The sequence below is a fragment of the Pelomonas sp. Root1444 genome, assembly GCF_001426885.1.
GTDB lineage: Bacteria > Pseudomonadota > Gammaproteobacteria > Burkholderiales > Burkholderiaceae_C > Pelomonas.
Genome location: NZ_LMFP01000003.1, coordinates 124,494 through 140,036 on the forward strand (window position 1 = coordinate 124,494; position 15,543 = coordinate 140,036).

The following is a 15,543-nucleotide window of genomic DNA, read 5'->3' on the forward strand; positions in this document are numbered from 1 at the left end:
AGTCTGCATTGGGCACACTGCTGGCAGCCCACTCAACAGAGCGATGGGCGGCAATCGCTGCAAAAACCGAGCGTCAGCCCTGAAGATTTACTTCAGCTTTGGGCATGGGGAACAAGCATCGCCGACACGAGCCGTTGCCTCGCAGCGTCGGCCGGCCGGCCCAGTGCCCGATTTCAGTGGCGGTAGTCTTCTTCGCGCTGGTGTCGAACAGCACCCACGACCACGTCGTTGCCGACAATTTCGAACAGCACAACATAGCCCGCGCCGCCAAACGGCACGACCAATTCACGCGAGCGGCCATTCCCCAGCTCCGCCTTCCGGCAGGTGAAAGGCGACCAGGACAGCAGACGCATCCCCTCGCTGATCGCGTCGAGCGCGCGTTGAGGCGTCGTCCAATCCGGCGTTTCACTTGCGAGCTCACGTTCGATGGCGAAGTCCTCTAGGCGATGAAGGTCCGCAACCGCCTCGTCGAGCAGCGTGACGCTGTAGACCGGCTTCACCGGCCGGTGCGTTCTCCTGCTCGACGTTTCGCGTCGTCAAGGCGCCCCTGCAAACCGGCCATGACCTCATCGACCGTACGGCCGCCGCCTTCTTGCTTCCAACGCTCGATCGCCGCCTCACCGCGGTTGACGAACTCCGCCTGCACGCGGCGCCAGGCTGCGGCGGCAATGACCGCCTGCTCGATGAACTGGGTGAGCGACTCGCCCTCCCGCAAGACGGCTTCCACTTCGGCCCGAACTTCGGGCTCGACGCGGATGGGTGGAAAGGTGGCGGAGCGCATGCTCAAATGTATAGCAAACGTGCTACGCCGACAATCCGCATCCAAACTGCCGATGCGCGACTTCTATCGATTCGGACGGCCCGGACACAGGAGCAACGCGTGCAAGAGCTCGCGCTCCACAAGCCTCGCGTCGCGAGACGAGCGCCCGGCGAGAGCCAACAAGCATCTCGTCGACAGCAAGGGTGCCCCAACATCTCCAAGCGTCACGGCTCCACCGATACTTCGTCCACCCGACCAAGCAGCTGCGTGGATTTCCCCATGATGACTCCTGAAGAACGCGAGCGCGCCATCGCCCTGATGCAGCAGGCCTCGAACACCTTCTACCGCTCCGCGACGACCATCGGCAACCATCCCTTCATCGAGTTCGCCGGCCTGATGAATGAGTACATCAACGCCTGCCGGTCCGCCCATGCGCAAGGCATCGACTTCAGCGAATGCAACCGCCACTCCGGCCTGGCCCTGCCCCTGCATCCGGTGATGTCCGACTACCTGAACGAAAAGCTCGAGTGCATCTTTGCCGGGTCAAAGATCCTTGATGCCTCCGCGGCAAGCAGCCGATAAATCGAGATCACGTCTGGTCAGTGTTCGAGTTGGTGTCCGGCGCTACCGGGGGCAACGCGAGTGGGCTCTCATCGGCTTGCGAAGATTCGATCACAAACTTCATCGTGACGTCCCCAGCCCATATGCGTGCCAGGTCCACGATGCTGTCTTTGCCTCCGAGCTTGTTGGTAAGGAACACCACCTCCTGTCGGACGGTCAGGCGAGCGGTCCTGGCTCGGCGTCGCGTGGACGTGCTTCTGTCGGGCACGGGACGCCGGTTCGCCGCCACGTGGGCTACCAGGATGTGGCCAAGCGTGAGAGACCAATGACCTGGAGGTGGACTGGCAGACTGCAATGCGGCCGGGCAAACGCTTCGCGCTCGACCCGGCCCGTGAGGTGGCTCGGCCGCTGGTCATCGTGCGTGAACTCCGCCTGCACGGCGCGCAGCGGTTCGCCGGGCCGTGCGGACAGCGTGGCCCTAACGGCCGTGCGCCGAAGGCTTGCAACTGACGGCGCTGCACAGGATGAGGTCGCCGAAGCCATGAAAGATTTCACCCGTCATGGCGCAGAGCACAACGCACGAAGCCACACGGAGGCGGCGTCGCGTCAGGTGAGCCATCGCCGACTGGCGCTCGCGCTCGAGCAACCGGTCCGCCAGCACCTCGGTCGGCATGAGAGGAATGGGGCGCGATGCCGGGCCTTCCTCCTCGAGCGCCCTGCGGGCGTCTTCGAGCTTCACTTCGAACCTGATCTGCAACAGTAGCGCGCCAGCCGCCATAGCCGAGACGAGCGCCCCGCCCCGGTTGGCGATGTGCGGCTCATCCAGATGCCAGGCCAGCATCAGTGACGCCAGCAGCACCAGTACTACCATCGCTGCGAGGACGGCGGTAAGCTGGGCCGTCCTGTCACTGTTCAACATACAGGCTGAGCAGGTCGATGTGCGCCGGGTAGACCACCCGCTTGTCGGCGGTGCGACGCACCATGCCGAAGGCGCGGCTGAATACGGGGTGGAAGCAGTACTCACCGTCGGTCGCCAGGCCGAACGCGCCGTCGATGTTGAAGTGGAACTGCCCGTAACAGTAGCGGTCGCTGAGCTCGATGTCGTGGCTGTGAGTGCCGGACTGCGTGGTGGAGCGGCCCAGGATTCCCATCTTGAAGAGCACGTCCCAGATGGAGCCGATATCGTCCTCCACCTTGCGTGCGAAGCGCCCCTGAGCCTTGCGCAGCACCGAGTGGCTACAGATGGGGTCCAGGTCCGGCAGGATGGTGCGGCAGGCGGACAACAGCTTGGGGTACAGCTGCTCGTAAGGGTGCAGGATCTGCGCCGCGATAATGCGCTGGGAGTCCTTGACGCCTTCGCGCACTGCCTCGGCCGACACAGACGTGAAGACATGCTCGCGCCGGAAATGGAAGCTCAGCGTGCGGTTGAAGATGTCCAGGATGTGACGCGGCAGCAATTGCGTGTGCCGGATGATGTAGGCGAGGCTGTTCTCCTTTGTGCCCTGGGCGTTCTCGATCTCGAACGGCATGACCCGCCCGAAGAACGCCTGGATGTGCTCCCGGTGGGCGAAGTTGAAGTCCTTGCAGAAGGCATAGAGCTTCGGGTCGTGCAGTCGGGCGGACAGGCGCAGCCGGTGCGCCACCACGCGCAGCAGGTCGATGGGCTTCCAGCGGATGCGGAACGAGGACGCGAAGTCCTTCATCAGGTTAGTCGACGAGCTACTCATGAAATCCTCGACTTCCTCGGGCACGCAAAAGGTGACCTGGATGCGAGGCGAATCGTCGCTGACCTTGTTCAGCGCCTGGAACAGCCCTGCGAAGATGCGCGAGAAGGTGAGCTGACGTACCGGGTAGTGCTCCATTGAATCGAACAGGAAGTACAGCTTCGCGCCCCGATGATCCAGGTAGGCCATGACCGCGCGGCGGGCGCCCTCGAATGACTGCCGCGCGGCACGCTTGGCGTCGCCATTGAACGAGATGGTGGCGTTGACGTAGGCCGTCACGGGAGCCAGAAGCTCGCGGCTGTCTTGGTAGTGCGCACTGTCGTAGAAGTACTGAATCACCTCGTGCCACAGAATCTCGTGCCACAGCTCAACGAAATGCTCCGACGGCACCAGGTCGGAGATGAGATCGTCATTGGCGAACTGGCGGTGGACGTTCTGCACGATCTTGTGGAAGTGCTGCCAAGTCAGCACTGAGATGACGAAGTCCTGGCGCCGGCGGTGCCCGGCCTGCGCGGCGCCCTCCCGCATCGCCGCACTGCGCTGCATCTGCAGCCGCAGTTCGGTGATGAGCGCGGACTTTCCCGCGCCCTTGCGCCCCAGCAGCAGGGTATGCGGCTTGCTGGCGATCTCCTTGAAAGCCGTGACCTCGCCATCCACCAAGTCGTCGACGTACTCATCGATGATGCGCTCGTGCTGGATCGGGCCCAAAGGCTCGCTGACGGTGAGCAGAGTGGACAGATCGCTGTGCGTTGTCACCATGGATCCCCCGTCAGTGGCTTTGCTCCGCCTTTGTCCCCGCGGGCTGAGCCCCGTGATCGACGCGCCACAGAGCTGGCTGGTTTATAGGAGAAGTCGCGCGGACGAGCGTCCTCAATCCTGTGGAGCCGCCGTTTGATCGACGAGGGCACAACTGCCGCGGTGGTCAGCTATTGGCTAGATCATGCGGCTGGCGACTACCAGACGCTCAAGCGGCACAAGGACCGGTGCGAGGTCTACGTGGGCTGCTGCCGGTTTCGAGGACACCTTGTTAAGGTGGAATCCGAAACCGGAGGTGACCGCGCCGCTGCGGACAGCCCTAACCGACGCGTGTGGTAGTCACGCTAAAGTATCAGCACTGCGTGCCACGCCTACGCTGCCACCTCTTCTTGTGGGGTATTCCGTGGGGTTTTCTGGGGCTCTGGTTTGAGAAGCCTAGATCTGACAGCCACTTAGCGCCGGACTCGACGTTCAGGTGCAGAACATCGAGTAGCCGCAGGGCGTCGACCGACGCCATGCGACCGAGGCCCGAGCTGCGGCCCCCCCTGCCCGGCTTGCTAGAGTTGACGCCCTGCGCGCTGCCGCCTGGCCGCTGCGCGCAGTACGGATTTCCCATTCACCGGACCACGTTCATGACCGCCGAAAAGACCCAGATCGTTTACACCCTGACCGATGAAGCGCCCCGCCTGGCCACTGCCTCGCTGCTGCCGGTCGTCCAGCGTTTCGCGGCGCAAGCTGGGATCGATGTCGTCAGCAGCGACATCTCGGTGGCCGGTCGCATCCTGGGCCAGTTCCCCGAACGGCTGACCGAAGCGCAACGCGTGGCCGACAACCTGGCCGCGCTCGGCAAGCTCACGCTCAGGCCCGAGGCCAACATCATCAAGCTGCCCAACATCAGCGCGTCCGTGTCGCAGCTGAAGGCCGCCATCAAGGAACTGCAGGACAAGGGCTACAACATCCCCGACTTTCCCGAGAAGCCGGAGACGGACGAGGAGAAGGACATCCGCGCCCGCTACAACAAGTGCATCGGCTCGGCCGTGAACCCGGTGCTGCGCGAGGGTAACTCGGACCGCCGCGCGCCCAAGGCCGTGAAGGAATACGCCCGCAAGAACCCGCACCGCATGGACGAGTGGAGCCAGGCGTCGCGCTCGCACGTCTCGCACATGCACGACGGTGACTTCTATCACGGCGAAAAGTCCATGACGATGGACCGCGCCCGCGACGTGAAGATGGAACTCATCACCAAGAGCGGCAAGGCCATCGTGCTCAAGCCCAAGGTCTCGCTGCTGGACCGCGAGGTGATCGACTCGATGTTCATGAGCAAGAAGGCGCTGCTGGCCTTCTACGAAAAGGAGATCGAGGACGCGCGCAAGACCGGCGTGATGTTCTCGCTGCACGTCAAGGCCACGATGATGAAGGTGTCCCACCCCATCGTCTTCGGCCACTGCGTGCGCATCTTCTACCGCGAGGCGTTCGAGAAGCACGGCAAGCTGTTCGACGAGCTGGGCATCAACGTCAACAACGGCATGGTGGACCTCTACACCAAGATCGCCGCGCTGCCGCAGAGCAAGCAGGACGAGATCAAGCGCGACCTGCACGCCTGCCACGAGCACCGCCCCGAGCTGGCGATGGTGGACTCGGCCAAGGGCATCACCAACTTCCATTCGCCCAACGACGTCATCGTCGACGCGTCCATGCCCGCGATGATCCGCAGCGGCGGCAAGATGTACGGCGCCGACGGCCGCCTGAAGGACGTGAAGGCCGTGATGCCCGAGTCGACCTTCGCCCGCATTTACCAGGAGATCATCAACTTCTGCAAATGGCACGGCGCCTTCGACCCGCGCACGATGGGCACCGTGCCCAACGTCGGCCTGATGGCCCAGCAGGCCGAGGAATACGGCTCGCACGACAAGACCTTCGAGATCCCGGAAGACGGCGTGGCCAACATCACCGACCTCGCCACCGGCGAAGTGCTGATGAGCCAGAACGTAGAGCAAGGCGACATCTGGCGCATGTGCCAGTGCAAGGACGCCGCCATCCGCGACTGGGTGAAGCTGGCCGTCACGCGCGCCCGCAATTCCGGCATGCCGGTGGTGTTCTGGCTGGACGCCTACCGCCCGCACGAGGCGCAGCTCATCACCAAGGTCAAGATGTACCTGCATGAGCACGACACGACCGGCCTGGACATCCAGATCATGAGCCAGGTGCGCGCCATGCGTCACACGCTGGAGCGCGTCATCCGCGGTCTGGACACCATCAGCGCCACCGGCAACATCCTGCGCGACTACCTGACCGACCTGTTCCCCATCATGGAACTGGGTACCTCGGCCAAGATGCTGTCCATCGTGCCGCTGATGGCCGGCGGCGGCATGTACGAGACCGGCGCGGGCGGCTCGGCGCCCAAGCACGTGCAGCAACTGGTGGAAGAGAACCACCTGCGCTGGGATTCGCTGGGTGAGTTCCTGGCCCTGGCCGTCAGCCTGGAGGACGTGGGCATCAAGACCAACAACGCCAAGGCCAAGGTGCTGGCCAAGGCGCTCGATGCCGCCACCGGCAAGCTGCTGGACAACGGCAAGGGCCCCAGCTCCAAGACCGGCGAGATCGACAACCGCGGCAGCCACTTCTACCTGACGCTGTATTGGGCGCAGGCACTGGCCGAGCAGACCGACGACGCCGACCTGGCCGCGCGCTTCAAGCCGCTGGCTGAAGCGCTGGCGGCCAACGAGACCAAGATCGCCGCCGAGTTGAAGGACGTCCAGGGCCAACCGGTCGACATCGGCGGCTACTTCCTGCCCGACGAGGCCAAGCTGGACGCGGTCATGCGCCCCAGCGCGACGTTCAACGCCGCGCTGCAGTCGCTGGCGGCGTAAACCGGCGCCTGCAACGCAACAGGACGGGGCGCCGCGTGCGCCCCGTTTGCGTTTTCAGCCGGCCGTCTGCACCGGCTCCGGGGTGTAGCCCGCCTGCGTGATGGCGACGCTCAACTGTCCGGCGTCAGCCTCCGCCGGCTCCACGCACACCAGATGCCGCGCCAGGTCGATGCTCACGCGGGCGTCGGGGTCGACGGCCTTGAGCGCCTGGGCGATGGCGCTGACGCAGTGGCCACAGTTCATGTCGTCGACTTTGAAGGCAAGCATGGTTTGTATTCTCCGTGGCGGGTGTGCGATGCTCACTGTCAGACTTCCCACCGTGGGAAGGTCAAGGGACCGCCACTCATGAACATCGGCGAAGCAGCAAAAGCCTCGGGCGTATCGGCAAAGATGATCCGTCATTACGAAAGCGTCGGGCTGTTCCCCGAGGCCGCGCGGACGGAGGCGGGCTACCGGCAGTACAGCGACAAGGAAGTCAGCACGCTGCGCTTCATCCGCCAATCGCGCGACCTGGGTTTCTCCATCGAGCAGATCCGCGAATTGCTGGGGTTGTGGCTGGACCGGAAGCGGCCGAGCCGCCAGGTGCGAGCGCTGGCGCAAGCCCACATCCAGGAGCTGGACGAAAAGCTCAAGGAGCTGCAGGCGATGAAGGCCACCCTCGAGCACCTCGTGCGTTGCTGCCACGGCGATGACCGGCCTGACTGTCCCATCATCGAGACGCTGGCTGGCGGCACGTCGGTGCCGTTGCCGGCCGCGACTGGCAAGGCGATGGGACTGCGGCCGGGGCGGCACGCTTCGAAGCTCGGTTAGCCCGCGCAGCGTGAAGCCGGTTGCCCGCTTGACCTTGCCACCGGGACAAGGTTTAGGATGCACCCGCACCTCGCCGGCCCGCATCCCAGTGAAACCCGTCCGCATCTGCCTCCTGCTGTTGTTCGCCTTGCTGCTGCCCCTGCGGGGCGCCGTGGCGGCGGCCATGCTGTGTCCAGCGGGCGGCGCCGGCATGCACGGCGAGCTTGGCACGCAGCCACCGATGGATCACGCGCACCACGGGGCCGGCCATGCGCACGACGACTCGCACCACCCGGCGGGTACCGACAAGTGCACCCTGTGCGCCGCTTTCTGCTCCCTCACGCCCCTGCCGAGTGCCGCGCCGGCGCTGCCGGAGCCGCTGGGCCGCATCGCGGTCGGGCTCACCGACCACGCCGCGCCGCCGCCGGATTTCTTCTCCGACGGGCAGGAGCGCCCGCCCCGAACCTTCTGACCCACCGAGGCCTCCGCGGGAGGCCCGAACGGGCTCGTGCGTCCGCGTCGCGGATGGACACGGGCGTCTCCTGGCTGCGGGCCATGCCCAGCCACTGACTCAAAGGGTTTTGAATGATGAACCACCTCTTGCGCGGGCCTGCGCGCCTCGCCACCGCGGCGACCGCCGCGCTCGCCCTGTCGGGCTGCGCCTCCTTCTCGTCGGATGGCGGCGCGGGCCAGGTCTCCGAGTTGACTCGCGAGCGCACCGGCCACGCCGTCTCACCGCAGCGCAGCGGCGCCGATGTCGACGCCGCCGGCGCACGCATCGACGCGCTGCTCCAGCAACCGCTGACCGCCGATGCCGCGGTCGAGATCGCGCTGCTGGGCCACCGCGGCCTGCAGGCCAGCTTCGCGGCGCTGGGCATCGCCGAGGCCGACCGGGTTCGCGCCGGCCGGCTGGCCAATCCCAGCCTCGGCTTCGGGCGCCTCGGCGGCGCAGGCGTCGCCGAGATCGACCGGTCGGTGATGTTCAACCTGCTGGGCCTGCTGACGCTGCCGGTGGCCAGCGAAGTCGCGCAACGGCAGTTCGAGCAGGCGCAGTACCAGGCGGCGCTGGACGCGGTGGGCGTCGCCGCACAGGCGCGCAACGCCTTCTTCACCGCCGTGGCCGCGCAGGAGCTGGTGAAGTACCACGAGCAGGTCAAGGACGCGGCGGACGCCTCCAGCGAGCTGGCGCGGCGCATGCTGCAGGCCGGCAACTTCAGCCGGCTGGCGCAACTGCGGGAGCAGGCCTTCCAGGCCGACGCGACGGCGAACCTTGTGCGGGCGCGCCACCAGGCCGTGGCCGAACGCGAACGCCTGGTGCGGGCGCTGGGCCTGTCGGGTGGGCAGCTCGCCTTCCAGCTGCCGGGGCGCCTGCCGGACCTGCCCGCGGCCGCGCTCGAACCGCGCGACGCCGAACAGGCGGCCATCGACGCGCGCCTGGACGTGCGGATCGCCCGGCACCAGGCGGACGCCACGGCCAGGTCGCTGGGGCTGACGAAGGCGACGCGGTTCATCAACGTGCTGGAGGCCGGCTACGCCAACAAGAGCCAGACCGGTGAGGCGCGCCAGAACGGCTACCAGATCGAGCTGGAGCTGCCGCTGTTCGACTTCGGCGCGACGCGCGCCGCCCGCGCGGAGGCGACCTACATGCAGGCGGTGCACCATCTGGCCGACGTGGCCGTCCGGGCGCGCTCGGAAGTGCGCGAAGCGCACTCGGCCTACCGCACCGCCTATGACGTGGCCAGGCACTACCGCGACGACGTCGTGCCGCTGCGCCAGCGCATCTCCGAGGAGAACCTGCTGCGCTACAACGGCATGCTGGCCAGCGTGTTCGAGCTGCTGGCCGACGCGCGCGACCAGGTTGCCAGCGTGACGGCCGCCGTCGAGGCGCTGCGCGACTTCTGGGTCGCCGACACCCACCTGCAGACCGCCCTCACCGCCCGCTCGCCGGGCGACGCACCGGCCATCGTGCCGGGCAAGGCCGCCGCCCCGACGCCGGCCGGCCACTGAAGGAATCCGACATGACCCACCGCAGAACATTCTTCCGGGCGGCCGGCGCGACCCTGCTCGGTGCCGCAGCCGTCAGCCGCGCCGGCGCGGCCCTGCTGCCCGAGGCCGCCGTGCACACGGACGCAGCCACGCTGCCACCGCCCGCGCCGCCGAACGGGCGGCCCTTCAACCCCATCGTCACGCTCAACGGCTGGTCGCTGCCCTGGCGCATGAAGGACGGCGTCAAGGAATTCCACCTCGTCGCCGAGCCGGTGGTGCGCGAGATCGCCCCGGGCATGAAGGCCAACCTGTGGGGCTACAACGGCACCAGCCCCGGCCCGACCCTCGAGGCTGTCGAAGGCGACCGCGTCCGCATCTTCGTCACCAACAAGCTGCTCGAGGTCACCAGCGTCCACTGGCACGGCGTGCTGCTGCCGTCCGGCATGGACGGCGTGACGGGGCTCACCCAGCCGCCCATCGAGGTCGGCAAGACCTTCATGTACGAGTTCGTGCTGCAGCGCCCCGGCACGCACATGTACCACCCGCATGCCGACGAGATGGTGCAGATGGCGATGGGCATGATGGGCCTGTTCATCATCCACCCGAGGGACGTCCGCCAGCACCGCGTCGACCGCGACTTCGGCTTCATCCTGAACGCCTACGACATCGAGCCCGGCAGCGCCACGCCGCGGGTCAACACGATGCTGGACTTCAACCTGTGGACGTGGAACAGCCGCGCCTTCCCAGGCATCGACCCGTTCGTCGCCCGCACCGGCGAGCGCGTGCGCATCCGCGTCGGCAACCTGACGATGACCAACCACCCCATCCACATGCATGGGCCGCACTTCGAGGTGACCGGCACCGACGGCGGCTGGGTGCCCAAGAGCGCCCGCTGGCCGGAGGTGACGACGGATGTGGCCGTCGGCCAGATGCGCGCCTTCGAGTTCAACGCCATCGCGGGCGACTGGGCCATCCATTGCCACAAGTCCCACCACACGATGAACGCGATGGGCCACGGCGTGCCCACGATGATCGGCGTCGACCACCGCGACGTGGCCAAGAAGATCGCCAACCTGGTGCCCGGCTACATGGTCATGGGCGACAAGGGCATGCACGACATGGCTGAGATGGAGATGCCGCTACCGGACAACACACTGCCGATGATGACGGGCACAGGGCCGTTCGGACCGGTGGGCATGGGCGGCATGTTCAGCGTCGTGAAGGTCCGCGACGACATCGCGCGCGGCGATTTCAAGGATCCGGGCCCCTACCAGCATCCGCCCGGCACGCTGGCCAGCGAATACACCGGCGAGACGCCCACCGCCACCCGCGCCCCCGCGCCGCAAGGCGACGCCCGCACCCTGCAGGTTCGCAAGCCCAGCGGTCACGAAGGCCATTGAAGGAGCCCCTGATGAAGACATTCCATGCAGCGCTCGGCTTCGTTGCCGCGTTCGTCGTCCTGGCGACCCCGGCCCAGCCCACCACCGGCCCGGCCGCCCATCGCGCGCCGGCCGCTTCGGCGGCTGCCGCCCCGGCCAGCGACGGCGAGGTCCTCAAGGTCGACAAGGCCCAAGGCAAGCTCACACTCAAGCACGGCCCGCTCGCCAACCTCGACATGCCGGGCATGACGATGGTGTTCCGGGTCGCCAACCCCGGCATGCTCGAAAGCGTCAAGGCGGGCGACAAGGTGAAGTTCACGGCCGACAGGGTCAACGGCGCCTTCACCGTGACCGCCATCGAGATCGCCAGGTAGCGCCAGCAACAAGAAGGCCCCTCGCCTGTCGGGACGAGGGGCCCAGGATGCCGCGCCGGGCGACGACCGGACGCGTCACTCCATCTGGTCGATCATCACCTGGCCGAAGCCCGAGCAAGACACCTGCGTCGCGCCGTCCATCAGGCGGGCGAAGTCGTAGGTGACCTTCTTGCTCAGGATGGCCTTTTCCATCGAGCTGATGATCAGGTCGGCGGCTTCGGTCCAGCCCATGTGGCGCAGCATCATCTCGGCGGACAGGATCTCGGAACCCGGGTTCACGTAGTCCTTGCCGGCGTACTTGGGCGCCGTGCCGTGCGTGGCTTCGAACATCGCGATGGAGTCGCTCATGTTCGCGCCGGGTGCGATGCCGATGCCGCCGACCTGCGCGGCCAGCGCGTCGGAGATGTAGTCGCCGTTCAGGTTCAGCGTCGCGATGACGCTGTACTCGGCCGGGCGCAGGATGATCTGCTGCAGGAAGGCATCGGCGATGCTGTCCTTGATGGTGATGTCCTTGCCCGTCTTCGGGTTCTTGAACTTGCACCACGGGCCGCCGTCGATGGGCTCGGCGCCGAACTCCTTTTGCGCCAGCGCGTAGGCCCAGTCACGGAAGCCCCCTTCGGTGAACTTCATGATGTTGCCCTTGTGCACGATGGTCACGCTGGGCTTGTGGTTGTCGATGGCGTACTGGATGGCCTTGCGCACCAGGCGCTCCGTGCCTTCGCGCGACACCGGCTTCACGCCGATGCCCGACGTGTCCGGGAAGCGGATCTTCTTGACGCCCAGCTCGTCCTGCAGGAACTTGATGAGCTTCTTGGCCTTGTCGCTCTCGGCCTCGTACTCGATGCCGGCGTAGATGTCCTCCGAGTTCTCGCGGAAGATGACCATGTCGACCTTGTGCGGCTCCTTCACGGGGCTGGGCACGCCGGCGAAGTAGCGCACCGGGCGCAGGCAGACGTAGAGGTCGAGTTCCTGGCGCAGCGCCACATTCAACGAGCGGATGCCGCCGCCCACCGGCGTGGTCAGCGGGCCCTTGATGGAGACGACGTAGTCCTTCAGCACCCGCATCGTCTCTTCGGGCAGCCACACGTCCGGGCCATAGACCTTGGTGCTCTTCTCGCCGGCGTAGATCTCCATCCAGTGGATCTTCCTGGCGCCGCCGTAGGCCTTGGCCACGGCCGCATCGACCACCTTGAGCATGACCGGCGTGATGTCCAGGCCAGTGCCGTCACCTTCGATGTAGGGAATGATGGGCTGGTCGGGGACGTTCAGCGAGAAGTCGGCATTGACCGTGATCTTCTGGCCGCCTTCGGGCACATTGATGTGTTGGTACATGGCAGGGGGCTTTCGCGGGGGAAGCGGGGAAAAACGAACCCGGCGAGTTTATGGCGGCGTCAGCAGGCCAGCAGCAGTTGCTGCCACACCCCGTGGGCCAAGCCCCAGCCCGCGCCGGCGGCCAGGGCCAGGCCGGCCAGGCGCAACGCCAGCACCTCGCCGCCGGCACCACGCTTGAGCAGCCGCGCCCGCCACAGCGGCGCGATGACCAGGCCCGGCGTGCTGGCCAACGCGAAGCCGGCCATCGCCGCGCCGCCGCTGAGCGGCGAGCCCGACACGCCTGCCAGCAGCAGCGCCGCATGCAGCAGCCCGCAGGGCATGGCGACCCAGGCCATGCCGGTGGCGAAGGCGTGGCGGGGGTGGGGCCGCCAGTTCACGGCGCCCAGCCAGAGCGGCGCGCGGCCGCGCACCAGCAGCGTCAGCCCCAGCAGCAGCAGTGCTGCCTGCAACAGCGCCCAGGCGGGCTGCAGGAAGGCCAGGCCCTGCGACGCACGCGCCAATGCCTCGGCCGACGCGGCGGCCACCGCGCCGCCCGCGGCATAACCGATCAATCGACCGGCCAGCAGCCGCGCCGGTTGCCGGCCGCCCGCCAGCGCGCAAGGCGCGCTGCACATGGCCGCGCAATGCGGCGTGGCGGCCAGGCCCAGCAGCGTGGCAGATGCGATCAGCGCGCCGTCGAAGGACATCAGATGATCTTGGAGAAGCGCTCGCGGCTCACGTCGGCCTGCAGGTAGCGGTCGAACACCATCGCGATGGCGCGCACGAAATACCAGCCCAGCGGCGTGACCTGGATGGCCGCCGGCTCCAGCACCACCAGGCCCTGGCCGGCGAGCTGCGCCAGCCGCTCCAGCTCGGGCGCGAAGTAGGCCGGCACGTCCACCAGATAGGACGCGGCGATGGACTCGAACTCGACGCGACCCTGGCACATCAAGGCCATGATGACGGCGCGGCGCAGCAGGTCGTCGCGCGTCAGCGCCAGGCCGCGCTGCACGGGCAGCTGGCGCTGGTGCAGCGCGTCTTCGTACTCTTCCAGCGTCTTGGCGTTCTGCGCATAGGTGGCGCCGACGCGGCTGATGGCCGACACGCCGAGGCCGATCAGGTCGCAATCCGGCTGGGTGGAATAGCCCTGGAAGTTGCGGTGCAGCAGGCCCTGGCGCTTGGCGATGGCCAGCGGGTCGTCGGGCAGTGCGAAGTGGTCCATGCCGATGTAGGCATAGCCTTCCCCCAGCAGCGCGCTGATGGCGCCGGACAGCATGGCCAGCTTGTCCCCCGCCGGCGGCAGCAGCTCCGCCACGATGCGGCGCTGCGGCTTGAAGCGCTGCGGCAGGTGGGCATAGGCGTACATCGCGATGCGGTCGGGCCGCAGCCCGGCCACCTGGGCGATGGTGCGGGCGAAGCTCTGCGTCGTCTGCGCCGGCAGGCCGTAGATCAGGTCGACGCTCAGCGACGTGAAGCCCAGCCCGCGCGCCGCAAGCATCAGCGCGGCGACGGACTCGAACGGCTGCACGCGATGCACCGCCTTCTGCACGGCCGCGTCGAAGTCCTGCACGCCGAACGAGAGCCGGTTGAAGCCGAGCGACTTCAAGTGCGCCAGCCGCGCCGCGTCGACGGTGCGCGGGTCGAGCTCGATGGACAGCTCGGCGCCCGACAGCAGCCGGAAGCGCCGTCGCAACGCAGCCATCAGGCTGCCGAGCTCGGCGTCCGACAGGAAGGTGGGCGAGCCCCCGCCCAGGTGCAGCTGCGATACCGGCGCATGCCCGCCCAGCGCCCCGGCGACGAGGTCCATCTCGACCTCCAGCTGGTCCAGGTAGGGTTGGGCGCGTTCGTGGTGCTTGGTGATGACCTTGTTGCAGGCGCAGTAGTAGCAGAGCTGCTCGCAGAACGGCACATGCACGTAGACCGACAGCGGCTGGGCCGCGCCGCGCTGTGCCAGCGCCTGCAGGTGCTGGGGCGGCTGGTACGCCTCGACGAAGCGGTCCGCCGTCGGGTACGAGGTGTAGCGCGGCCCCGCCACGTCGTGGCGGCGCAGCAAGTCGGCGTCGAGCGGGCGGGCGGTCTCGGTCAGTGCAGCCATGCCGCCACTGTGCCGAGCGACCGCGGGCGCGGTTTTGATCCACGTCAAGCCGGCACAGCGCCGGCCAGCGAAGAATGCCTGACAGTTGATGCAAGCCAAGGCCGTCCATGCCGATTACCTCGCCGTTCGCCCCACCCGCGCGAACCTGTCCCGACATGCTGCCTGAGCCGCTCAAGGTCGCCTGCGCAAGCTGCAATCTGCGCGAACTCTGTCTGCCGGTAGGCCTGCATGCACGCGACCTGGCCCAGCTCGAAGGCCTGGTCGCCAAGCGCCGCAGCGTGCCACGCGGTGAACACCTGTTCCGCAACGGCGAGCGTTTCGAGGCGCTGTACGCGGTGCGCACCGGCTTCTTCAAGACCTGCGTCGGCAGCGAGGACGGGCGCGACCAGGTGACGGGCTTCCAGATGGCCGGCGAGTTGCTCGGCCTGGACGGCATCAGCAGCGACCACCACCACTGCGACGCCGTCGCGCTGGAGGACTCGTCGGTCTGCGTCATTCCCTACGACCAGCTGGAAGACCTGTCGCGCGAGTTCACCGTGCTGCAGCACTCCTTCCACAAGATCATGAGCCGCGAAATCGTGCGCGACCACGGCGTCATGCTGCTGCTGGGCAACATGCGCGCGGAGGAGCGGCTCGCGGCCTTCCTGCTGAACCTGACGCAGCGCCTGCAGGCCCGCGGTTTCTCGGCCTCCAGCCTGGTGCTGCGCATGACGCGCGAAGAGATTGGCAGCTACCTGGGCCTGAAGCTGGAAACCGTCAGCCGCACGTTCTCCAAGTTCCAGGAGGACGGGCTGATGGAGGTCAAGCAGCGCCAGCTGCGCATCCTCGACCACGAGGCCCTGCAGGCCCTGGTCAACGACAGCCACTGCTGACGCACGAAGGCCCCGCGAGCTTGCGCTCGCAGGGCCCTCGTGCGAGGCCTCGGGGCTCACACCCCG

16 protein-coding genes are annotated in these 15,543 nt (G+C 67.2%); 8 read left to right on the top strand and 8 right to left on the bottom strand.

The annotated features are described in order from the left end of the window. Positions 1-173 precede the first annotated feature (173 nt). On the bottom strand, positions 174-500 hold the full coding sequence (locus tag ASD35_RS03365) for a type II toxin-antitoxin system RelE/ParE family toxin (RefSeq protein WP_056873506.1): 327 nt from the start codon (positions 498-500) through the stop codon (positions 174-176). Then, positions 497-781: a YlcI/YnfO family protein gene (locus ASD35_RS03370; protein ID WP_056873507.1), complete on the bottom strand. Its 285-nt coding sequence runs from the start codon at positions 779-781 to the stop codon at positions 497-499. Before ASD35_RS03370 ends, ASD35_RS03365 begins: the two co-directional genes overlap by 4 nt. 99 nt (positions 782-880) lie before the next feature. On the opposite strand from ASD35_RS03370, the gene ASD35_RS27905 reads away from it, so the two are divergent. Then, entirely contained in the window at positions 881-1,342 is a 462-nt protein-coding gene (locus tag ASD35_RS27905) for a hypothetical protein (RefSeq protein WP_235538226.1), read from the top strand. A 457-nt stretch (positions 1,343-1,799) separates the two neighbouring features. On the opposite strand, the gene ASD35_RS03380 is transcribed toward ASD35_RS27905, so the two are convergent. Beyond that, positions 1,800-2,192 carry a hypothetical protein gene (locus ASD35_RS03380; protein WP_162254418.1) on the bottom strand — a complete coding sequence of 131 codons (393 nt, stop codon included), beginning with the start codon at positions 2,190-2,192 and terminating at the stop codon, positions 1,800-1,802. Between the two features lie 34 nt (positions 2,193-2,226). Beyond that, a complete protein-coding gene (locus ASD35_RS03385) occupies positions 2,227-3,801 on the bottom strand; it encodes a P-loop ATPase, Sll1717 family (RefSeq protein WP_157275352.1) in 1,575 nt (524 codons plus the stop codon). 632 nt (positions 3,802-4,433) lie between these two features. Between ASD35_RS03385 and ASD35_RS03390 the strand changes: the two genes are divergently transcribed. Further along, positions 4,434-6,671 (top strand): NADP-dependent isocitrate dehydrogenase, encoded by a 2,238-nt coding sequence (locus tag ASD35_RS03390; protein ID WP_056873511.1) that lies wholly within the window; start codon positions 4,434-4,436, stop codon positions 6,669-6,671. Positions 6,672-6,725: 54 nt separating this feature from the next. Here the strand turns inward: ASD35_RS03390 and ASD35_RS03395 are convergent, their stop codons facing one another. Next, on the bottom strand, positions 6,726-6,938 hold the full coding sequence (locus ASD35_RS03395) for a heavy-metal-associated domain-containing protein (RefSeq protein WP_056873512.1): 213 nt from the start codon (positions 6,936-6,938) through the stop codon (positions 6,726-6,728). Positions 6,939-7,016: 78 nt separating this feature from the next. On the opposite strand from ASD35_RS03395, the gene cueR reads away from it, so the two are divergent. From cueR to ASD35_RS03420, 5 genes are all read left to right on the top strand, one after another. Beyond that, complete coding sequence (gene cueR / locus ASD35_RS03400; protein WP_056873513.1) at positions 7,017-7,481, top strand: Cu(I)-responsive transcriptional regulator; 465 nt, start codon at positions 7,017-7,019, stop codon at positions 7,479-7,481. An 88-nt stretch (positions 7,482-7,569) separates the two neighbouring features. Next, positions 7,570-7,932, top strand: a complete 363-nt coding sequence (locus ASD35_RS03405; RefSeq protein ID WP_056873514.1) for a DUF2946 family protein — start codon at positions 7,570-7,572, stop codon at positions 7,930-7,932. Positions 7,933-8,048: 116 nt separating this feature from the next. Then, the gene (locus ASD35_RS03410) at positions 8,049-9,467 is read left to right on the top strand and encodes a TolC family protein (RefSeq protein ID WP_157275353.1); all 1,419 of its coding nucleotides are present in this window, start codon (positions 8,049-8,051) and stop codon (positions 9,465-9,467) included. An 11-nt stretch (positions 9,468-9,478) separates the two neighbouring features. Then, positions 9,479-10,846: a multicopper oxidase family protein gene (locus tag ASD35_RS03415; protein ID WP_056873516.1), complete on the top strand. Its 1,368-nt coding sequence runs from the start codon at positions 9,479-9,481 to the stop codon at positions 10,844-10,846. Positions 10,847-10,857: 11 nt separating this feature from the next. Continuing rightward, positions 10,858-11,199, top strand: a complete 342-nt coding sequence (locus ASD35_RS03420) for a copper-binding protein (protein ID WP_082579882.1) — start codon at positions 10,858-10,860, stop codon at positions 11,197-11,199. A gap of 75 nt (positions 11,200-11,274) precedes the next feature. On the opposite strand, the gene icd is transcribed toward ASD35_RS03420, so the two are convergent. From icd to hemN, 3 genes are read right to left on the bottom strand one after another with little or no spacing between them, the layout of a single operon-like run. Next, a complete protein-coding gene (gene icd, locus ASD35_RS03425; protein ID WP_056873517.1) occupies positions 11,275-12,531 on the bottom strand; it encodes an NADP-dependent isocitrate dehydrogenase in 1,257 nt (418 codons plus the stop codon). A 59-nt stretch (positions 12,532-12,590) separates the two neighbouring features. Next, a complete protein-coding gene (locus tag ASD35_RS03430; protein WP_056873518.1) occupies positions 12,591-13,217 on the bottom strand; it encodes a sulfite exporter TauE/SafE family protein in 627 nt (208 codons plus the stop codon). Then, positions 13,217-14,605: an oxygen-independent coproporphyrinogen III oxidase gene (gene hemN / locus ASD35_RS03435; protein ID WP_056873519.1), complete on the bottom strand. Its 1,389-nt coding sequence runs from the start codon at positions 14,603-14,605 to the stop codon at positions 13,217-13,219. Before hemN ends, ASD35_RS03430 begins: the two co-directional genes overlap by 1 nt. A gap of 155 nt (positions 14,606-14,760) precedes the next feature. Between hemN and fnr the strand changes: the two genes are divergently transcribed. After that, positions 14,761-15,477: a fumarate/nitrate reduction transcriptional regulator Fnr gene (gene fnr, locus ASD35_RS03440; RefSeq protein ID WP_056873520.1), complete on the top strand. Its 717-nt coding sequence runs from the start codon at positions 14,761-14,763 to the stop codon at positions 15,475-15,477. Positions 15,478-15,543: the final 66 nt, after the last annotated feature.